22 protein-coding genes are annotated in these 19,201 nt (G+C 70.9%); 11 read left to right on the top strand and 11 right to left on the bottom strand.

Annotated features, from left to right (window positions below):
- Window positions 1-33 precede the first annotated feature (33 nt).
- The gene (locus tag ACFHW1_RS19245) at window positions 34-567 is read right to left on the bottom strand and encodes a topology modulation protein (protein ID WP_416554803.1); all 534 of its coding nucleotides are present in this window, start codon (window positions 565-567) and stop codon (window positions 34-36) included.
- Window positions 568-736: 169 nt separating this feature from the next.
- Between ACFHW1_RS19245 and ACFHW1_RS19250 the strand changes: the two genes are divergently transcribed.
- The 3 genes from ACFHW1_RS19250 to ACFHW1_RS19260 are packed head-to-tail and all read left to right on the top strand — an operon-like array spanning window position 737 to window position 4,532.
- Window positions 737-2,332: a radical SAM protein gene (locus ACFHW1_RS19250; protein ID WP_416554805.1), complete on the top strand. Its 1,596-nt coding sequence runs from the start codon at window positions 737-739 to the stop codon at window positions 2,330-2,332.
- 32 nt (window positions 2,333-2,364) lie between these two features.
- The gene (locus tag ACFHW1_RS19255; protein WP_416555005.1) at window positions 2,365-3,168 is read left to right on the top strand and encodes a class I SAM-dependent methyltransferase; all 804 of its coding nucleotides are present in this window, start codon (window positions 2,365-2,367) and stop codon (window positions 3,166-3,168) included.
- On the top strand, window positions 3,165-4,532 hold the full coding sequence (locus ACFHW1_RS19260; protein ID WP_416615879.1) for a dihydrolipoyl dehydrogenase family protein: 1,368 nt from the start codon (window positions 3,165-3,167) through the stop codon (window positions 4,530-4,532). The genes ACFHW1_RS19255 and ACFHW1_RS19260 overlap by 4 nt, the downstream gene beginning before the upstream one ends.
- On the opposite strand, the gene ACFHW1_RS19265 is transcribed toward ACFHW1_RS19260, so the two are convergent.
- A complete protein-coding gene (locus tag ACFHW1_RS19265) occupies window positions 4,483-6,093 on the bottom strand; it encodes a phytoene desaturase family protein (RefSeq protein ID WP_416569513.1) in 1,611 nt (536 codons plus the stop codon). The two genes, ACFHW1_RS19260 and ACFHW1_RS19265, sit on opposite strands and share 50 nt — an antisense overlap.
- Complete coding sequence (locus tag ACFHW1_RS19270; protein WP_416569514.1) at window positions 6,090-6,665, bottom strand: vitamin K epoxide reductase family protein; 576 nt, start codon at window positions 6,663-6,665, stop codon at window positions 6,090-6,092. Before ACFHW1_RS19270 ends, ACFHW1_RS19265 begins: the two co-directional genes overlap by 4 nt.
- A gap of 185 nt (window positions 6,666-6,850) precedes the next feature.
- Here ACFHW1_RS19270 and secG point away from each other — a divergent pair, with 185 nt between their 5' ends.
- Both secG and ACFHW1_RS19280 read left to right on the top strand, forming a co-directional pair.
- The gene (secG, locus tag ACFHW1_RS19275; protein ID WP_416554813.1) at window positions 6,851-7,111 is read left to right on the top strand and encodes a preprotein translocase subunit SecG; all 261 of its coding nucleotides are present in this window, start codon (window positions 6,851-6,853) and stop codon (window positions 7,109-7,111) included.
- A 142-nt stretch (window positions 7,112-7,253) separates the two neighbouring features.
- On the top strand, window positions 7,254-7,598 hold the full coding sequence (locus tag ACFHW1_RS19280) for an RNA polymerase-binding protein RbpA (protein ID WP_416554815.1): 345 nt from the start codon (window positions 7,254-7,256) through the stop codon (window positions 7,596-7,598).
- A gap of 150 nt (window positions 7,599-7,748) precedes the next feature.
- On the opposite strand, the gene ACFHW1_RS19285 is transcribed toward ACFHW1_RS19280, so the two are convergent.
- The gene (locus ACFHW1_RS19285; protein WP_416554817.1) at window positions 7,749-8,093 is read right to left on the bottom strand and encodes a hypothetical protein; all 345 of its coding nucleotides are present in this window, start codon (window positions 8,091-8,093) and stop codon (window positions 7,749-7,751) included.
- 121 nt (window positions 8,094-8,214) lie between these two features.
- Between ACFHW1_RS19285 and ACFHW1_RS19290 the strand changes: the two genes are divergently transcribed.
- From ACFHW1_RS19290 to ACFHW1_RS19300, 3 genes are read left to right on the top strand one after another with little or no spacing between them, the layout of a single operon-like run.
- Complete coding sequence (locus ACFHW1_RS19290) at window positions 8,215-9,111, top strand: helix-turn-helix domain-containing protein (protein WP_416554819.1); 897 nt, start codon at window positions 8,215-8,217, stop codon at window positions 9,109-9,111.
- Window positions 9,108-9,305 (top strand): DUF397 domain-containing protein, encoded by a 198-nt coding sequence (locus ACFHW1_RS19295; RefSeq protein WP_416554821.1) that lies wholly within the window; start codon window positions 9,108-9,110, stop codon window positions 9,303-9,305. The genes ACFHW1_RS19290 and ACFHW1_RS19295 overlap by 4 nt, the downstream gene beginning before the upstream one ends.
- 6 nt (window positions 9,306-9,311) lie before the next feature.
- Window positions 9,312-10,286: an aminoglycoside phosphotransferase family protein gene (locus tag ACFHW1_RS19300; protein ID WP_416554824.1), complete on the top strand. Its 975-nt coding sequence runs from the start codon at window positions 9,312-9,314 to the stop codon at window positions 10,284-10,286.
- Window positions 10,287-10,293: 7 nt separating this feature from the next.
- Here ACFHW1_RS19300 and ACFHW1_RS19305 read toward each other — a convergent pair whose 3' ends face one another.
- Window positions 10,294-11,214, bottom strand: coding sequence for an aminoglycoside phosphotransferase family protein (locus ACFHW1_RS19305; protein WP_416554826.1), 921 nt, complete (start codon window positions 11,212-11,214; stop codon window positions 10,294-10,296).
- Window positions 11,215-11,502: 288 nt separating this feature from the next.
- Between ACFHW1_RS19305 and ACFHW1_RS19310 the strand changes: the two genes are divergently transcribed.
- Entirely contained in the window at window positions 11,503-11,904 is a 402-nt protein-coding gene (locus ACFHW1_RS19310) for a type II toxin-antitoxin system HicB family antitoxin (protein WP_416554828.1), read from the top strand.
- Here ACFHW1_RS19310 and ACFHW1_RS19315 read toward each other — a convergent pair.
- Window positions 11,885-12,388: an NUDIX hydrolase gene (locus tag ACFHW1_RS19315; protein WP_416554830.1), complete on the bottom strand. Its 504-nt coding sequence runs from the start codon at window positions 12,386-12,388 to the stop codon at window positions 11,885-11,887. The genes ACFHW1_RS19310 and ACFHW1_RS19315 overlap by 20 nt on opposite strands.
- A 106-nt stretch (window positions 12,389-12,494) precedes the next feature.
- Here ACFHW1_RS19315 and ACFHW1_RS19320 point away from each other — a divergent pair, with 106 nt between their 5' ends.
- Window positions 12,495-13,283 (top strand): alpha/beta fold hydrolase, encoded by a 789-nt coding sequence (locus ACFHW1_RS19320; protein WP_416554832.1) that lies wholly within the window; start codon window positions 12,495-12,497, stop codon window positions 13,281-13,283.
- 124 nt (window positions 13,284-13,407) lie between these two features.
- Here the strand turns inward: ACFHW1_RS19320 and ACFHW1_RS19325 are convergent, their stop codons facing one another.
- Both ACFHW1_RS19325 and ACFHW1_RS19330 read right to left on the bottom strand, forming a co-directional pair.
- Entirely contained in the window at window positions 13,408-13,785 is a 378-nt protein-coding gene (locus ACFHW1_RS19325) for an Mth938-like domain-containing protein (protein WP_416554834.1), read from the bottom strand.
- A 143-nt stretch (window positions 13,786-13,928) separates the two neighbouring features.
- Window positions 13,929-15,116, bottom strand: coding sequence for a beta-1,3-glucanase family protein (locus ACFHW1_RS19330; RefSeq protein ID WP_416615881.1), 1,188 nt, complete (start codon window positions 15,114-15,116; stop codon window positions 13,929-13,931).
- Window positions 15,117-15,294: 178 nt separating this feature from the next.
- On the opposite strand from ACFHW1_RS19330, the gene ACFHW1_RS19335 reads away from it, so the two are divergent.
- Entirely contained in the window at window positions 15,295-15,807 is a 513-nt protein-coding gene (locus ACFHW1_RS19335) for an ATP-dependent endonuclease (protein WP_416554838.1), read from the top strand.
- A gap of 60 nt (window positions 15,808-15,867) precedes the next feature.
- On the opposite strand, the gene pgl is transcribed toward ACFHW1_RS19335, so the two are convergent.
- From pgl to zwf, 3 genes are read right to left on the bottom strand one after another with little or no spacing between them, the layout of a single operon-like run.
- Window positions 15,868-16,626: a 6-phosphogluconolactonase gene (pgl, locus tag ACFHW1_RS19340; RefSeq protein WP_416555007.1), complete on the bottom strand. Its 759-nt coding sequence runs from the start codon at window positions 16,624-16,626 to the stop codon at window positions 15,868-15,870.
- Window positions 16,627-16,637: 11 nt separating this feature from the next.
- Window positions 16,638-17,666 (bottom strand): glucose-6-phosphate dehydrogenase assembly protein OpcA, encoded by a 1,029-nt coding sequence (locus ACFHW1_RS19345; protein WP_416554840.1) that lies wholly within the window; start codon window positions 17,664-17,666, stop codon window positions 16,638-16,640.
- The gene (zwf, locus tag ACFHW1_RS19350) at window positions 17,663-19,177 is read right to left on the bottom strand and encodes a glucose-6-phosphate dehydrogenase (RefSeq protein ID WP_281550404.1); all 1,515 of its coding nucleotides are present in this window, start codon (window positions 19,175-19,177) and stop codon (window positions 17,663-17,665) included. Before zwf ends, ACFHW1_RS19345 begins: the two co-directional genes overlap by 4 nt.
- Between the last annotated feature and the right edge of the window lie 24 nt (window positions 19,178-19,201).

Here is a 19,201-nt window from a genome sequence, read left to right on the forward strand (position 1 = left end):
CCCCCGAGCGCGACCAAGGGAATCCCCGTTCCTTCAGGGCGGGGACGAAGTCAACGGTTGGGCTTGTCGTCGGAGCCGGTCGACCAGTTGGTTGGCTTGTCGGCGGCTGGTGAGTGAGATGAGCCGGACGTGCGGCCCGTGTTCTCGAATGAGGTTCTGGACGCGGGGCCGCATAGCGCGTCGGTAGCCGAGGATGTAGCGGACAAAGTTCCAGGTGATCCGGTCGTATACGCCGTCGGTCTGATGTTGGCCGCCCTGGTAGCGGCGGCGTCGCTGGGCGATGCCCCAGAGGCAGGTGGCGGCGGGGAGGTCGAGGAAGATCACGGTGTCGGCGGCGGCGAGCCGGATCGGCAGGGTGCCGGCGTAGTTGCCTTCGATTATCCAGCGTTCGCCGGTGACGAGTTTTTCCTGCTTGGCGGCGAACTCGTGTTGCGGGAGTGGGTTCCACTGTTCGTCGTAGTAGATCGCGTCGAGGTGAGTCAGCGGCGCGTCGAGGACCTGGGCGAGTTGCCGGGCGATCGTCGACTTGCCGCTGCCGCCACAGCCGATGATGGCGATCCTGTCCATGGACCCTCAAGAGTAGGGGCCGAGTTGGGCGGAGAGCTGGAACCGGGCGAGGCGCTCGTCTCGCTTGGCCTGGCCGGCTGCCAGCCCTGCGGCGGTGGGTGCTTGCCGACCTGCGGTCGGTGATGGTGGACTGGTCGCCCGAGGATCCATCGTGCCGCGAGGGAGCCCGATGACCGACAAACAGGACCGCGACGAGATCTTCATCGAGTACACCAAGTCGATCTGCCCGGTGTGCAAGGTCGTCGTCGACGCCCAGGTCAACATCCGCGACGATAAGGTCTACCTGCGGAAACGCTGCCGTGAGCACGGGCAGTTCGAGGCGTTGGTCTACGGCGACGCGCAGATGTACCTCGACTCGGCCCGGTTCAACAAGCCCGGCACGATCCCGCTGACGTTCCAGACCGACGTGGTTGACGGCTGCCCCAGCGACTGCGGGCTCTGCCCCGAGCACAAACAGCACGCCTGCCTCGGCATCATTGAGGTCAACACCGGCTGCAACCTGGACTGCCCGATCTGCTTCGCCGACTCCGGCCACCAGCCCGACGGCTACTCGATCACCCTCGACCAGTGCGAACGGATGCTCGACACGTTCGTCGCCGCCGAAGGCGAACCCGAAGTGGTGATGTTCTCCGGCGGGGAACCCACCATCCACAAGCAGATTCTGGAGTTCGTGGACGCCGCCCAGGCCCGGCCGATCAAGGCGGTCAACCTCAACACCAACGGCATCCGGCTCGCTTCCGACAAGCGGTTCGTCGCCGAACTCGGCCGGCGGCACAGCCCGGACCGGGCAATCAACATCTACCTGCAGTTCGACGGCTTCGACGAGCGCACCCACCAGGCGATCCGCGGCCGTGACCTGCGCGAGATCAAGCGGCGGGCGCTGGACAACTGCGCCGACGCCGGGCTGACCGTCACCCTGGTCGCCGCAGTCGAGCGCGGGCTCAACGACCACGAACTCGGCGCGATCATCGAGTACGGGCTGGCGCATCCCGCCGTACGGTCGGTGTCGTTCCAGCCGGTCACCCACGCTGGACGGCACGTCGAGTTCGACCCGTTGCACCGGCTGACCAACTCCGACATCATCCACGGCATCGTGGCGCAGCGCCCTGACTGGTTCACCGCGTCGGACTTCTTCCCGGTGCCGTGCTGCTTCCCGACCTGCCGGTCCATCACCTACCTGCTCAGTGAGGGCACCCCCGGCGAGCCCGACTTCGGGGTGGTGCCGATCCCACGGCTGCTCAACGTCGCCGACTACCTCGACTACGTCGCCAACCGGGTGCTGCCGGACCTGGCGATCCGCGAGGCGTTGGAGAAGCTGTGGTCGGCGTCGGCGTTCATGGGCACCGAGACCACCAGCGAGCAGCTGGCGGCCGCCGCGACGGCGCTGGACTGCGCCGACGCCTGCGGAATCAACCTGCCGGCAGCGATCGCCGACATCACCGACCGGGCCTTCATGATCGTCATTCAGGACTTCCAGGACCCGTACACGCTCAACGTCAAACAGCTGATGAAATGCTGCGTCGAAGAAATCACCCCGGACGGACGGATGATCCCGTTTTGCGCGTACAACTCGGTCGGCTACCGGGAACAGGTCCGCGAGCAGCTGTCCGGGGTCGCGGTGGCCGACGTGGTGCCCAACGCGCTGCCGCTGCAGCCGGTGCTCACCGATTCGCCGTACGGATCGAAGGTGGCCCGGCCCGGTGGACGCACCGGCACCGGCCGAATCGCCCCGGACACCACCAACGTCGGCCGGCGGGTCCGGTGACCGGCCCCACCGGTCCGGTGGACGGCCCCGCTGTGGCCGCTGAGGCGAGGACCGAGGCGAAGGCGTGCTGCGCCGCCGCGTACGGCTCCGACGTCGTCGCGTTGCTGCTCGGCGAGTCGTACCACCCGGGCGGTCTGGCGTTGACCCGGCGGCTCGCCGACCGGCTCGCGCTGCGTCCCGGCGCGGCGGTGCTCGACGTGGCCAGCGGGCGCGGCGCCACCGCGTTGCTGCTGGCCCAGTCGTACAAAGCCGATGTCACCGGCGTCGACCTGTCGGCGGCCAACGTCTCCGCCGCGACGCAGGCGGCTGCCGCGACCGTGACGGCCGGTGCCCGCGGATCGGTGCGGTTTCGGCTCGGCGACGCCGAGCGGCTGCCGGTGCCGGACGCGGCCTTCGATGCGGTGGTCTGCGAATGCGCCTTCTGCACCTTCCCCGACAAGGTCACCGCCGCCGTCGAGTTCGCCCGGGTGCTGCGGCCCGGTGGGCGGCTCGGCCTCACCGACGTCACCGTCGACCAGGCCCGGCTGCCGGCCGAACTCGCCGGGCTCGGCGGCTGGATCGCCTGCGTCGCCGACGCCCGCCCGCTGGCCGAGTACGCCGACCTGCTGGCCGCCGCCGGGCTGCGGGTGACGTACACGCAACGCCACGACGCCGCGGTCGCCGCCATGCTGGAGCAGATCGAGGCCCGGCTGACGCTGGTCCGGATGACCGCCCGCGACCGGGCCGAGGCGGCCGGGCTGGACTTCACCCGGGCCCCGGCGGTGCTGGCCGCCGCCCGGGCGGCGATCGCCGAGCAGATCATCGGGTACGGCCTGCTGGTGGCGGTCAGACCGTGACCGGCGGACACGACCTGGTGGTGATCGGCGGCGGTGCGGCCGGTCTCGGTGCGGCCCGCGCCGCCGCCGGCGCCGGTGCCCGGGTGCTGCTGGTCACCGACGGGCCGCCCGGCGGCGACTGCACGTTCACCGGCTGCGTCCCGTCGAAGACGCTGATCGAGGCGGCCGGTCGGGGACTGCCGTTCGACGACGCCGTACGACGGATGCGATCGGTGATCGCGCGGATCGCCGCCACCGAGGACGCCGCCGCGCTGCACGCCGAGGGCATCGAGGTCCGCCGGGGTCGGGCCCGGTTCGTCGCGCCGGGGCGGCTCGACGTCGACGGCACCGTGCTGACCGCCCGCCGCTACATCGTCGCCACCGGGGCCGCCCCGGCGGTCCCGTCGGTGCCCGGGCTGACCGAGGTCCCGTACCTGACCACCGAGACGGTCTTCGACCTCGCCGCGGCACCCGGGTCGCTGATCGTGCTCGGCGGCGGCCCGGTCGGCTGCGAACTCGCCCAGGCGTACGCCCGGTTCGGCACCCGGGTGACCGTCGTCGAGGTCGCCGACCGGCTGCTGCCCGGCCACGAGCCGGCGGTCTCGACGGTGATCGCCGACGTGTTCGCCCGCGAAGGGATCACGCTGTGCCTGGGCGCGCAGGTCGTCGAAGCGGGCGAACACGTCGGCGGCGTGGCGCTGCGGCTGGCCGGCGGCAACCAGGTCCATGGCGACCGGCTGTTGGTCGCGACGGGCCGCCGGCCGACCACCGACGGGCTCGACCTGCCGTCCGCCGGGATCGCCGTCGACGACCGGGGGCACGTGGTCACCGACGACCGCCTCGCCACGACCGCGCCCGGTGGGTACGCCGCAGGGGACGTCACCGGCCGGATGCCGGTCACCCACGCCGCGTTCGCCATGGGGCGGATCGCCGCCGGCAACGCGCTGTCGCGTCGGCGGCAGCGCTACGATCCGTCCGCCACGCCGTGGGTGGTCTTCACCGACCCCGAGGTGGCCCGGGTCGGGCTGACCGAGGCACAGTCGGTCGGCCGGGGCGGCCGGGTGGCGTACCTGCCGATGACGGAGATGGACCGGGCGGTCACCGCCGACGCGACCGACGGGTTCGTCACCCTGGTCGCCGGGCCGCGCCGGCTGCTGGGCAATCTCGGCGGCGGCCGGATCCTCGGGGCGACCGTCGTCGCCGGGCGGGCCGGCGAGATGATCCACGAACCGGCGCTGGCGATGGCCACCGGCATGTTCGCCGGTCGCCTCGCCCAGGCCACCCACGCCTACCCCACCTGGTCGTACGGGATTCAGCTGGCCGCCGCCCAGTTCGTCACGGCCATCGGCGGCCGGCGGGCCCGCCCCGCGCGGGCGGCCGGGTGATCAGCGCGTACGCCGCGTCGCGGCCGGGCAGGCCGGCGATGCCACCGACCGGTGCGGTGCCCGCCCCGGACACCACCAGCCCGGGCAGCGGGGTGCGGTGGCCGGCAAGGTCCGGGGTCGGACGCAGTATCGCCAGCTGGTCCAGGCTGATGTCCAGATGCATCGGGTGCGCGCCCGGCCAGCGCAGTTGCCGGGCCATGTCGGCCGGGGTGTGCGTCACCCGGTCGACGACGCTGGCGGCGAACCCGGGTGCCCGCGCCTCGACGGCGGCGATCATCCGGTCGGCGAACTCCTCCCGGGCGGCGTCCCAACCGCCCCGCACCTCGTACGGGGCGCATGGGCAGGCCAGGTAGACAGTGTGCCGGCCGGGCGGGGTGAGGCTGTCGTCCAGCGCCGACGGCGTGAACGCGTATGTCGGCACCGGGTCGTCCGGCAGATGACCGGCCTCGGCCTGGGCGAATCCGGCGGACAGCGAGTCGAGGCTGTCGACGTAGGACTGCAGTCCGTTCCAGTCGCCGGGCCGGGCCTGCGGGTAGCCGGGCAGCCCGGTCGTGGCCAGCAGGACCAGGCCCTGTACGGCGTTCCCGCGCCCGGCGGCCCGCAGCCGGTCGGCGACCGGGCCGGTCAGCGGTGGATCCAGCAGGTCGAGCAGGGCGGTGCGCGGGTCGATGGCGGTGAGCACCGCGTCGGCGGTGATCCGCGTACCGTCGGCCAGCTCGACCCCGGCGACCCGGTCGGTGCCGGGCCCGGTGCGCAGAATCCGGGCCACCGGCGAGTGCACCCGCCAACTGCCGCCGTAGCTGGCCAGCCGGGTGGCGAGCGCGTCGGTCAACGCCTGCGACCCGCCGACCGGATGCCACTGACCGACCTGGTGGTAGAACGCCTGCCAGAACGCGAAGGTGGCCCCGCCGATCTGCTGTGGCGACGCGGAGGCGTGCGCGGCGAACGCCGCCACCGGTGCCCGGACCAGCTCGGTGTCGAACTGTTCCCGCAGCACCCGCCCGTACGGTGCCAGCAGGGTACGGGCCAGCCCGACCGGCCCGCCGTTGCGGGCGACCGCCAGGCCACCCGCTGCGAGCAGGCTCGGCATCCGCCGTAGTCGCTGCGTCACGCCGGTGCCGGGGTCCAGCATGGTCCGCATCGCGGAGACGATCGGCCAAGCCTGGCGCATCCAGGCCGCGTACCGCCGCGCGGCCCGCCGGTCGACCTCGGCGATCGACTCGACGGTGGCCGCGACGCTGCGGTGGAACCGGACGATCGTGCCGTCGCGGAACGCCGCGACGGAGAACGGGTCCATCTCGCGGTATACCAGCCCGGCGTCACGCAGCCGCAAATCCTCGACGATGCCGGTGGCGTTGATGATGTTGTGCGCCGCGGAGTGGGTGTTGAAATGGTGACCCGGCAGCAGTTCTTCGGTCCGGGCACCGCCGCCCAGCTTGTCGGACTGCTCCAGCACCTGCGTCCGCCAGCCGCTGCGGGCCAGGTAGCAGGCGGCGACCAAACCGTTGTGGCCGCCGCCGACCACGACGACCCGGCGGGCGCGCCGCTGCCGGACCCTCATGCCGAGCGGCCGCGGAGGTGCCGCCACGCCCGGGTGGCTTCCGGCACGGTGAGCACCGCCGCCGCAGTCGTCGCGGCGGCGGCCAGGGTGCACCAGCTGCAGATTCGGCGGTGCCGGCTGAGCTGTTCGGCGAACAGCCAGGCCCCGGCGGCCGCGTCACCGGCCGCCTTGCCGGCAGCGAGCAGCGGCCGCCACGGCTGGCGGGTCGCCCGCTCGGCGTCGCCCGTCCCGATCAGGGCGAGGGTGACGCCGGCGTTGGCCAGCGCGAGGGCGGTATCCGGGGTGTGTCCGGCGGCGTACGCCTCGCCGCTGGCGTCCACCCGGTCGGCGTCCAGCCAGGGCAGCGCCGGCTCCGGCAGGTGCCGCACCAGGCCGTACTGGTAGGTGGCGACCACCGCGTAGGCGCCGGCCGCGAGCAGGGTCAGCCCGGCCGACCACCGCCGTCGCCGCAGCGTCGGCGTGTCGGCCAGGCGTAGGTCGTCGCTGATCCGCTCGGCTGCCCGGTCCGGCGTCCGGCCGACGCCGGTGGGTCGGCCCCGAATCCGCTCGGCGGGCTGTCCCTGTCGTCTCATCCGGTCGGCTACCCTTCTCGCGGCGGACCACACGGGTGGATGGCTGCGGAGACGGGTCGGAGCCGGTCGGCATGGATCGAGCCGGCCCGCTATCCTGGGGTGGCCCGGGTGTCGGCCCACTCGGGTTTGTCCGGTTCGCCCCGCTTCGCGAGCCGGCGACCGTGATGAGAGGACTGACCACTGCCATGCCGATCGAGTTCGCCTACGTATTGATCGTTTTGCTGGTGATTACGAGCGTCATACTCACCATGCTGATCCTGCTGCACAAGGGCAAGGGCGGCGGCATGTCCAGCATGTTCGGTGGTGGCGTGAGCACCAGCCTGGCCGGATCCTCGGTGGCCGAGAAGAACCTCGACCGCTACACCGTGCTGACCGGCATCGTGTGGTTCGCCTGCATCGTCGGCTTCGGCCTGTGGCTGAAGGTCGCGATGAGTACGGGTGTGTGATCCGTCGCATCTCGTCGTAAGATTTTGCGCGGCCTGTTGATACGGGTCGCGCATTTCTTTTCGGTACGCCCGCTTCACCGGCGTCGCACCACCGCCTCGTGCCGGTGGTGACATCCCCTCCCCGACGACAGGAGCGACAAACATGGCGAGTGCAAACACGATCCGGGGCAGCCGGGTCGGTGCCAGCCCGGCCCGGCCCACCGAGCGGGCCGAACCCGCACCCCGCCGACAGGCCACCTACTGGTGCGCCAACGCGCACGCGGTGGAGATCAGTCTCGCCGTGGACGCGGCGGCCCCGGAAACCTGGGAGTGCCCGCGCTGCGGGCTGCCCGCCGGGCAGGACCGGCACAATCCGCCGGCCCGGCCACGGACCGAGCCGTTCAAGTCGCACCTGGCGTACGTGAAGGAGCGCCGCAGCGACGCCGACGCCGAGGCGATCCTCGCCGAGGCGCTCGCGGCGGTCCGCGCCCGACGCGGCGAGTCCTGACCGGCTGCCTACCCCCACTCCCGACGCACCGGAGGCTGACCCGGCTCATTACGCCCGGGATCGGCCTCGACCGAGCGAATCCCTTCGTCGGACACCAGTATCCCGCTGCCGTCCGTCAGGCGAGGGTTGCGTCGCCACCGCAGCATGGGGTCAGTCGGCGGCGGGTACCAGCACTGTTGTGCCTGACCAGTTGATGTTCTCGTTGCGGATGTGGTGCCACGGTTCGCCGTCCTCGTCGAGGCCGGTCAGTTCGGCGAGGTAGTGGCCGAAGCCGTACCCGCCGGCCCGCAGGGTGGCGACCGCCCACGGGTGGAGCTGGTCGGCGACGCGCTCCGGGTGGCGCTGGTCGAACGGGACCTCGATGACGCCGAGCAGGTCGTAGCGTTCGTCGGTGCCACCGGGGTCAACCACCCGGCACAGCGAGAATCCGTACCGTTCACGCTGCTCACCGTCCACCCATGCCAGTTGTCCGGCCACAGTGTCCTCCTTGATCATTGTTCGGATGCTGAGGTGAACGAAGCATCGCGCTAAAACTCGCTTATATCAACCCATTGTGTTGTTCATGATCACCTGGTGTGATGTCGTGGTCACCATCCAATCGCGAGGGAGGTCACCGATGGCACGTGCACCGAGGACCCGTAAGGCACCCGCCAACCCCGCCATGTCGCCGACCGTGCAGGCCATGGAGCTCGGCATCCGGCTACGCGAGCGCCGAGAGGAGCTCGGCATGACCGCCGTCGGCGTCGGCCGCAGCAGCGGCATCACCCAGGCGTACGTCTCCGGAGTGGAGATCGGCAAGGTCAAACTCCCCGCCGACCGGCTCGCCCAGCTCGTCAAGATCTACGAGATCGACGACCAGGAGGCCGCCGAGCTGGAGGCGCTGCGGGTCGGCGCGATGGCCCGCGCCTGGTGGCACACGTACAAGCAGCTCTTCCCGGCCGAGTTCCTGCGCTTCCTCGGCTACGAGGCCGGTGCCGACCACGTCCGCACCTACCAGAGCGAACTGATCGACGGCCTGTTGCAGACCGAGGCGTACGCCCGCGCGATCCTGCGCGGTGGCAACACCTACGTCCGGCTCACCGAGACCGAGCAACGCATCGAGGTACGGATGGCCCGGCAGCGCCGGCTCGCCGAGGACCCGCCGTTGCGGATCACCGCGATCTTCGGTGAGGGTGCGATCCGCCAGCAGGTCGGCGGCCCTGAAGTGATGCGCGCCCAGCTGGATCACCTGGCCGACCTGATGACCCGCCATCCGGAGCAGATCCGGGTGCACATCATCCCGTACTCGGCCGGCGCCTACCCGGCGCTCGGAGCGCCGTTCCAGATCCTGTCGTTCCCGTCGACCCGGGTGCCGGACCTGGTCTGGCAGGAGGTGCTGACCTCCAGCGACATCATCGACCAGTCCAGCCGGGTCGCCGACTACACGATCACCTTCGGGGAGACCCTGGAGCGGGCGTTAAGCTTCGAGGAGTCCCTCGCCCTGATTCGCCAGGTCGCCCAGGAGATGACATGACCGAGCACACCCCCGCACGCGGCTGGTACACGTCCTCCCGCAGCGCGAACAACGCCGCCTGCGTCGAGGTCCGCCTCGGTGCCGACACCATCGGCGTACGCGACTCCAAGGACCGCGGCGGCCCAGCGCTCGCCTTCGACCCGGCCGCCTGGACCGGCTTCCTCACCACCATCAAGGCCACCGACCCTCACTGAACTGCGGTGAGCGCGGCCACCAGCGGATCGGGCCTTGCGGTTCCGGCGCAGCTGGCGGTATCCCACGCCACGTACTTCGGCGAGGCAGGACGGGCCTGGATCGCGGCGCTGCCGCAGCTGACCACGGCCATCATGGACAGCTGGGGGCTGCGTCGCGACGGGCCATCGAGCTGCGGCGCGATCGCCCTGGTGCTGCCCGTCGTGCAGGCCGACGGGTCACCGGCGATGCTGAAGCTGCAGCCGATCGACGAGGAGACCGTCGGTGAGCCGGCGGCGCTGCGGGCCTGGGGCGGCGACGGCGCGGTACGCCTCCTGCGGCACGACGCGAGCTCCGGCACGATGCTGCTGGAACGACTCGATGCCGACCGTACCCTGGCAGTCGTCCCCGACGACCTGGCCGCGTTACGGATCCTCAGCCAGCTGCTCGCCCGGCTGACCTCGGTGGTCGCCCCGCCCGACATACGCCGCCTCGCCGATGTCGCCGCCGGGATGCTCGACCGGGTGCCGCAGGCGCTGGTACGGCTACCCGCCGCAGACCATCCGCTGGTCCGGCGGTGCGCGGCGGCTGTCGAGGAGCTGCTGCCGGAGGCCGGTGACCGGCTGCTGCACTGGGATCTGCACTACGACAACGTCCTCGCGTCCCGGACCGAGTCGGCCGGGTCCGCCCCGGCCGCGTCCGGCGCTCGGGAGCCGTGGCTTGCGATCGACCCGAAACCACTCGCCGGAGACCCTGCGTTCGAGCTGCTTCCCGCCCTGCACAACCGGTGGAACGACGTGGTCGTCACTGGCGACGTGCCCCGTGCGGTCCGCAGACGCTTCGACCTGATGACCGAGATGCTGGGTGTCGACCGGCAACGGGCGGTCGGTTGGACGCTCGGCCGCGTACTGCAGAACCTGCTCTGGGAGTCCGGAGCCGGCGGCCCGGCGTGGCACAGCACGCCCGACCGAGCCATCGCCCACGCCCTCCTGCGCGACGGTTGACTGGCGGTCAGTCGATCGTGGCGACGAGACGGCGTAGTGCGGCGTGGGCGGGCGGACCCCACGTCTGCTTGCCACCGGGGCGGCCATGGGCCCCGGCGTCGCCGATCAGGATGCCGCCGAGGGCGCGGGCCATCGCCCAGCCACGAGCGCGGCGCTTCGTCGCGGCGTCCAGAATCGGCTGGTACGCCGCGTAGAAGTGGTCGATGCTGTCGTCCGGGAGCAGAATCCATCCGGCGGCGAGGTCGTACGCCGGGTCGCCCACGCAGAGGTCCCCGAAGTCGATGACACCGCAGATGGTGCCGTCGGAGGTGAGGACATTGGCCGGATGCAGGTCGGCGTGCAGCCACAGAGCCGGGCCTGTCCATCCGGGTGCGGCGACCGCGTCTCCCCAGACAGCGTTTACCTTTTCCGGATCGTCGACCAGCCCGCGCTCGGCGACCTCGGCGAGTCCGCGAGTGAACTGCTCGGTGTGGTCGGTCAACGGCCCGCCCCGGCCGCTGCCGCTGCCCGTGGGTGCGCTGTCGGGAGCGGGCCGGTGCAGTGCGGTCAGGAACGCTGCCAGGGACTCAGCTGCCGCGCGGGCACGGGTGACCGGGGCGTGGTCGGCGGGTGTCCCCGGGACCCAGGTGGTGACGAGCCAGGGCCGAGGGAAACGCTCAGATGGCTCGCCGAGCCGCTGCGGTACGGGAACCGGCAGCGGCAGGTACGGCGCCAGCGCGGGTAGCCAGGCGTACTCCTTGTACAGCAGTGCGTCCGCCGACCCGGTCGCCCAGGGCAGCCGGACGGCGAGATCGTCACCGAGGCGCCACATCTGGTTATCCCAGCCCCGCGCACCCAGCCGGACCGGCCGATCGGCGAGGTCGGGACACTGATCGCGGAGCAGACCCCGAACCAGCTCTGCGGTGATCTCGACCTCAACGCGGTCCACGGGGAGTAACAGTAGTCGCGCCGGTGGTCCGAGTTGGTGTCTAGTGTGATTTACTTGATCTGTCTATCGGGCTTGGCTAGGCTGCGGTGAAGCGGGTTGACCTAATTAAGAAGATCGGCACGGCGGCAGCTGAGGCCGGCAAGGAGTTCGAGCTGCTTCGTGAAGGCGGAGTCACTCCATCTTTCGGTGTGGCGGCCAGAAGGTTGTGATACCCCGACACCGGGAAATCAACGAATACACGGCACGGGGCATCATGGGCGATCTCGACGATCAACTCGGGGAGGACTGGTGGAAGTGACGACCTACTCCGTGGTCTGCCGACGGGTCGGCAACTGGTGGGCCATCAGCGTGCCTGAACTCAAGGGTGTGCACACCCAGGCGCGGCGACTCGACCAGGTCGCTGTGGTGGCTCGAGAGGCGATCGCGTTGCTGTTGGACATCGACCCGGTCATGGTGGAAGTCGATGTGCGTCCCGAGCTTCCCGGTACGGTATCGGTGGCTCTGGACGCCAGGCGGGCGGCCCAGGACGCCAGCGAGAAGGCCGAACGCGCGACCGCGACAGCGGTGCTGGCGCTTCTACGTGACGGCTATACCGTCCGGGATGCAGGCGCGCTTCTCGGACTGTCACCCCAACGTATTTCGCAGATCGCCGCACGGAACACCACTACCCCTACGTCATCGGCGGCATAAGTTCGGTCGCCCGGCTTGACGCGGGCGGGGGTTCGGTCCGTGCGGTCCATCGACGGTCGATGCTGCCGAGTAGCGCGTCCTGGTGATCGGCGAGGTGGGCTCGCAGGGGCAGCGGGACGAATCGGCAGGTGAACTGCAGCCTGCGGTCCGTCCCCATGCCGGTCACCGTGTGCTGCCAGGCATCGGGGGTGTAGTCCGGGGCCTGCAGGTGGAAGTAGGTGGTGTGGCGAGGTTGACCGGTCTCGGGATGCGGTTTGTCCTCGCTTCCGATCTCTCGGACCACGGTTATGTCGGCCAGGCCGGTCTCCTCGGTGACTTCGCGCAGCACCGCGTCGTGTAGCTCCTCGCCGGGCTGCACACCGCCAGCGGGCACCTGAGTGCCGGCGTCGGGGAAGTCGATGTGGTCGAAGACCAGGAGTTGCGCACCGCTGCCGGTGGTCCGGACGACGTATCCAGCGACGCGGATCCGTGTGTAGGGCCTCATCGGTACATCGTGCACGGCCGTGAGGTATCACGACGGGTCGCCTTGGCGGTCACCCTTCACAAAGGGCTGCGAGCGCAGAAAGCTATCGTCGCTGTACGTTTTCCACGTGCGTACGCCGGTGAACGTGACGATCTGGGACGGCCCCGACGGACCGGCACCTGCGATTCTGATCCACGGCACGCTCAGCTGGGCGGCATCGGCGTTCGAACGGCAACGGCCGTTGGCCCGGCGTCGGCGGGTGCTGCTGCCGGACCGACGGGGTTACGGCCGCAGTCCGGACCTCGACGACGGTCAGGGAACCAGTGACTACGCCGTTGACGCGCGGGACGTGGTCGCTCTGATGACCGGCGGCGTCCATCTGGTCGGGCATTCCTACGGCGGGACGGTGGCGATGATCGCCGCAGCGGCGCGGCCCAACCTGGTCCGGTCGTTGACGCTCATCGAGCCGTGCGCCCATCAGGTCGCCTCGGACGATCCGGTGGTCGCCGCAGCGGTCCAGGACGCGCGTGAATTCATGTCTGGTGCCCGCCGGTGGACCGCACAGCAGTATCTCGACCTGGTCTACCCGGCTGGGCAGCCGCGTCCGGAGCCGGCGGATTGGCTGGATCGGGCGGCCCGGACCGCCCTGAATGAACGTCCGTGTTGGCTCGCGGACCTGGCGACCCAACCATTGACGGATGCCGCTTTCGCGAAACTGGTGGTCGTCGGCAACTGGGGTACGGTCCCTGGCGGCTACCGGCCCGGCATGGCGCAGGTGATGGAGAGGGTTGCGGCGACGGTCGCTGACCGGATCGGTGCTCGTCTGGTGCGAGTGCCCGGTGCCGCGCACGAGCCCCACCGCGAGCAGCCCGACGCGGTCAACAAGGTGCTCGAACAGCTGTGGTCAGCCGGGTGAGGTGGTAGCCCGCTGCTCCTGCCGGTGGCCGATCGTATGCGCGTGGTCTGACATGGTGTCGGCATGTCGTGTCGGTGGCGCGCAGTGGATCATGCTGGGCGCGGTGTTCTCGCCATGTCGTTGGTCAGCAGGTCGAGTGGAACAGACCACCGACCGGCTGCGTCGCGGCCAGTTCGGTGTAGTGCTGCACAGCTTGCGTCGTCTCGGCGACGTGCGGCGTTATGCCGTGCCGGTCGAGAAGTTCAAGGGTGCGTGGGTCGATCTGAAGCTGGAGCTGCATGCCGCGTGACAGGACGATCGCGGTCGCGCCGTGCCGCAGCAGTTCCTCGACGTCCTCGGGTTGAATCCCCGGGCTGTGCCTGGTCCCGGTCTCGGACCAGTCCCAGGCTCGGCCGCCGCCCGGGTGGAGCATGAAGTCCTTGCCGGTCCCAAGTCCTTCGACATCCATCCGACCCCACGAGATCGCCAACACCTTTGGGGACCGCTCTGCGGTGTCGGTCAACGCAGCCTCCACTTCATCCGCTGCGGCCGACATCGTGCCGCTGGCTTCCACGGTAACCGTCGACCCACCAGAGGCGTCCGACCCGGGGACGGGTGCGCCGGTGGCGTGTCGGCGCACCCGGACCGAGGTAGGGGAGGGCCCGGTCAGAACGGGCTGAGTACGACTCCGGCGGAGCGGGGGTCGCCGTCGTGCACGAGCGACTCGAACGCGCCGACGTCGTCGAAGGCGAACGCGTACGCCTTTCCGTCGCGCATGATGGCGTGGATGATCCGGGCGTACTGGTTGGTCGGGTTGTTGCGGTAGAACTCGGCGGCGTTGGTGCTGGGCTGAGTGTGGATGGTGCCGAGGGTGCCCCGGTTCAGTGCGGCGCACAGCGTACGGGAGATCGGGCCGACCACCTGGTCGTTGGGGGCGGGCAGGTCGCCGTCGCAGCCCCACACGCTCGCCGACGAGGGTCGGTTGAACGAGGCGACGACCTGACCGGCACCGTTGGTGAAGGTCATCACCCGGCCGGAGGTCCGCCCGTAGTAGCGGATGTCGGGGCGGTCGCCGAACGGTACGACGGTCAGCGTCCGGCTGGTGTATGTGTTCCACGCCGAGGCGATGTACGAGTCCAGGTAGGTGGGGCTGAACAGGCCGGCGCCGGTGGCCTTGCCGGGTGCGAGCACCCGCAGCACGGTGCCGTCGCCCCGGGTCTGGACCGTGTTGGCCCAGCCGGACTGGGCGCGGACTCCGTTGATGATCGCGTTGCGGCCGCCCGCGACGACGTCGCCGGTGCGCCTGGTGACACCGTTGGCGCCGGTCACGGTGACCGCGTGCGGCACCGCGAACATGTCCACCTGGGAGCTGTTGAGCCACAGGCCGGCGTCGTTGTAGGTGAACTCGCTCCAGTCGAACAGGATGTCGCGGTTGGGGTCGCCGCCGGCCCACGGAGCGGGCTGCACCAGGCCGGTCGGGGTGAGGAAGAACTTCAGCTTGGCGCCGAGGGAGAAGTAGACCCGGCCGGAGAAGCCGCGCGGGAAGCGGATCGCCGCGCTGGCGCCGTTGGTCGGTCCGGGGATCGAGGCGTCGGGGGCCGGTGACGGCGGGATTTGTCCGCCGGACCAGGGGATGAACGTGCCGGCCTGGTTGACGTAGCCGAGTCGGCCGGAGGAGAGCTGTACGCCGATCACGTACAGGTGGACGGATCCGGCCCGGCCGGTGTTGTTGGTGACGGTGACCGGCAGCAGCGCCGGGCCGACGGCCTGGGCGGGTGCGGCGGCGACGAGGCCGGTCGAGGCAGCGGTGATCAGGACGGCGGCGAGAGCCAGCAGCTTTCTTCGGACAGCCATGAGGGACTCCTCGGGCGGGATCGGTGGCGGTCGGACGGGCGAGAGAGCGCTCTCCGAGAAGAGTCTTATTGTTAACACTGGTTGTCAATAGATGTACGGCGATGTAGTGATCCGGGGGGGGGGTCGACGTCCGTTATCCGGTTGCCGGTGGGGTCGGGTGTCCCCGACGATGACCGTCATGGCGACGGGTGATCGGCCGATGGACGCCGCTCGTCGCCGCGAGCTTGCCCGCCGGGTGCTCGACGGCTATGCCATCGGCCGGTTCCTGGCCGGCGTCGGCCCGCTGCTCACGCGGGTACGGCTCGTCGGGCTGTGTGACCTGGCCGAGGCGGACATCGTCGCGCGGGGACTGGCCGCCGCCGGGATCGGTGCCTCCCGAACGCACGGCGACCTCGCCGCGCTCGGGTTCTTCGTCTGCGTTGACGACCTGGAGGACGAACTGATCCGGGCGATCGGAGTCGACGGGGTCGAGGCAGTCCTGGCGGCGCAGGGCGACCTCGGGTCGTTTCGCACCATGCAAGGTCAGCTTGCCTGGCGCGGGCGGCCACCAGAGGCGCAGCTGCGCCGGTTCATGGGCAGCGGCTCGCGTCGCAAGTCACGCTACGCTCGGCTGCTCGTCGAGGCGGCTATCGCCAGGGACGTGCTGCCGCAGCCGCTCGACCAGCTACTCGCCTCCGTCGGCCCGCACTGAACAGACGGTGGCCGCCGGACGGGAACGTCCGGCGGCCACCACGTCAGGGGTTTTCCGATGCTAGCCAGCCGAGGTCGGCGCGGTGACCAGCTCGGCGGCCGCTGCTTGGTCGAGCAGCCACCAGGTGCGGCGCACGCCGCGTACGCCGGCTGCCGGCACGGCGACCGGGTCGCTGCCGCCGTACGCCCTGCCGACCGCCGCCGCCTTGTCCGCCCCGGCGGCGACCAGCCACACCTCGTCGGCGGTGTTGATGGTGGACAGGGTCAGCGTGATCCGGGTCGGCGGCGGTTTCGGGCTGTCCCGTACCGCCGCCACCGGGCGGGTCTCGCCGGTCACCGGATGCCCCGGGAACACCGACGCCACGTGTCCGTCCTCGCCGACGCCGAGCATCAGCACGTCGAACCGGGGCAGCGGGGCCGTACCGGGACCGGCGACCCGGTCGAGGGCGGCGGCGTACCGTGCGGCGGCCGCCTCCGGGTCGTCGCCGTCCGGCCCGTCCGACGCGGGCATCGCGTGCACCCGCTGCGGACTCAGCGGCAGTACGTCGAGCAGCGCCTCGCGGGCCTGGGTCTCGTTGCGGTCCGGGTCGCCGGTGGGCAGGAACCGCTCGTCACCCCACCAGACGTCCACCAGGGACCAGTCGACCGCGTGCCGGGCCGGCAACTCACCGACCGCGCGCAGCACAGCCGCCGCGACCCGGCCGCCGGTCAGCACCACCGACGCTTCGCCCCGCTCGGCCTGGGCGTCGATCAGCCGGACGACGAGCCGGGATGCCACCGCGCTGGCCAGCACGGTGGCATCCGGATGCACGACGAGCATGCCGGGGCCGCTCACGAGCCGCTCCGCGCCGGACCGGCCGCGACGACCGCCGGGTCCGTGCCGGCTGCCGGCCCCGTGGCCTTCGCCGGGTCCTTCCAGATGTGCACCCGCTTGGCGGGCCGGGCCGACAGATCCGGCAGCCCGGCCAGGGTGCCCAGCGCCTCCGAGTAGACCTGGTCGGCGTCGAGCCGCCGCAGCTCCTCGGCGAGCTCTTCGCCGAGCGGTCGACGCACCAGCGGCATCTGCCGCTCCGGCTGCCCGGTCCGGGTGAACATCGCCGAACTGTCCTCGCGGACCAGGCTCAGCCCGTCACCGTTGGCGCAGCGCAGCTCCACCGACCGCATCCGGGGGAACGCGCTGGTCTCCTCCCAGCGCGGGGTTATGCCGAGCCGGGCCGCCAGCCAGCTGATCATCAAGGCGGCGGTCGGGTCGGCCCGGGGCGCGGTCACCGTGGCGCCGGTGATCTGCGCGTCGGTGGTGTCGAACGCCCCGGCGACCAGGGTGCGCCACGGGGTGATCCGGGTCCATGCCAGGTCGGTGTCACCGGACGCGTAGTCGACCGCCCGCTGCAGCAGCGCCTGCACCGGGTTGGGGGCCTGCGCCGAGTCGGTGATCCGCCGGTCGGCGACGACCCCCAGGTAGTCGTTGGCGATCTGCTCCGGCGGCTCACCGTGCCACCAGGTCACCACGGGTACGTCCGGCACCAGCAGCGGCATCACCACCGACTCGGCGTGCAGCGCCAGCCGACCGGAGGTGCGCATGACCACCGCCTCGCACGGCCCGAGCCGGCCGCCGACGACCACCTCGGCGTCGAGCCGGCTGACCTTGCGGTCGATGTCGGAGCGGACCACCACGAGCAGCCGGCACGGGTGGGCGGCGGCGGCGATGGTGGCCGCCGCCTCCGCCTCGCGTACCCGCTTCTCGTCGACCACCACGATCAGGGTCAGCGCCATCCCGCTGGCCACGCCGCCGGCGCTGCGCCGCTCGGCGGCCAGGGCCTTGACCACCTCGTTGCCGGTGGTGTCCCACAGGCTGATCATGCTCTCCTCCAGGACCGGCCCTCGCGGGCCAGCATCTCGTCGGCGGCCCGCGGACCCCACTCGCCGGACCGGTACGGCTCCGGCCGGGTGCCCTCCCATGCCTCTTCGAGAGGGTCGATCACCCGCCAGCTCTGCTCCACCTCGGCGGCGTCCGGGAACAGGGTGCGGTCGCCGATCAGCACGTCGAGTACCAACCGCTCGTACGCCTCCGGGCTGGCCTCGGTGAACGCCTCGCCGTACTGGAAGTCCATCGCGATGTCGCGGACCTCCATGGTGGTGCCCGGCACCTTGGCGCCGAACTTGAGTACCACACCCTCGTCGGGCTGCACCCGGATGACCAGCTGGTTGTTGCTGAGCATCTCAACATCGGTGCCGTTGAACGGCAGGTGCGGTGCGGCCTTGAACATCACCGCCACCTCGGTCACCCGCCGCGGCAACCGCTTTCCAGCGCGCAGGTAGAACGGCACCCCGGCCCACCGGCGGTTCTGGATGCCCAGCCGCATCGCCACGTACGTCTCGGTGGTCGAGTCGGCCGGCACATTCGGCTCCTCCAGGTAGCCGACGGCCCGCTGCCCGGCCACCCAGCCCTTCAGGTACTGACCGCGGACGGTGCCGGCGGCCACGTCGTCGGGCAGGCTGATCGCCCGCAGCACCTTCAGCTTCTCCGCCCGGATCTCGGCGGCGTCGAAGCTGGTCGGCTCCTCCATGGTGACCAGGGCCAGCAGCTGCAGCAGATGGTTCTGCACCACGTCACGGGCGGCGCCGGTGGCGTCGTAGAAGCCGGCCCGGCTGCCGATGCCGACGTCCTCGGCCATGGTGATCTGCACCGAGTCGACGTACTTGGAGTTCCACAGCGGCTCGAACAGGTTGTTGGCGAACCGCAGCGCCATGATGTTCTGGACGGTCTCCTTGCCCAGATAGTGGTCGATGCGGAACACGTCGTCGCGGGTGAACACGTCGTCCACCAGGTCGTTGAGCGACTTCGCCGACGGCAGGTCGTAGCCGAACGGCTTCTCCACCACCACCCGACGCCAGCCGCCGCACCGCTCGTTGTCGGCCATGCCGGTGCGGGCCAGCTGCTTGAGCACCTGCGGGAACGCCGACGGCGGGATGGAGAAGTAGAACGCGGCGTTGCCGTGGATGCCGTGCGATTCGCGCAGCCCGTCCAGGCAGGCCGACAGCTTGTCGAACGCGGCGTCGTCGTCGAACGAGCCGCCGACGAACTTGATGTTGCCGGCCAGGCGGGACCAGACCTCCTCGCGCCACGGGGTACGCGCGTACTCCTTGGCCGAGTCGTGGGCCAGCGACTCGAAGTCGCCGTCGGTCCAGTCCCGCCGGGCGAAGCCGAGCACCACGAAGCCGGGTGGCAGCAGCCCTCGGTTGGCCAGGTCGTAGATGCCGGGGAGTAGTTTCTTGCGAGCCAGATCACCGGTGACACCGAAAATCACCAGAGCGCAGGGCTCCGGGATGCGCGGCAGCCGCCGGTCCTGCGGGTCGCGCAGGGGGTTCACGTCGCCTCCTCAGTCCGTTTTCCT

Source organism: Micromonospora sp. LOL_014, from assembly GCF_048060245.1.
Taxonomy (GTDB): Bacteria; Actinomycetota; Actinomycetes; order Mycobacteriales; family Micromonosporaceae; genus Micromonospora_E.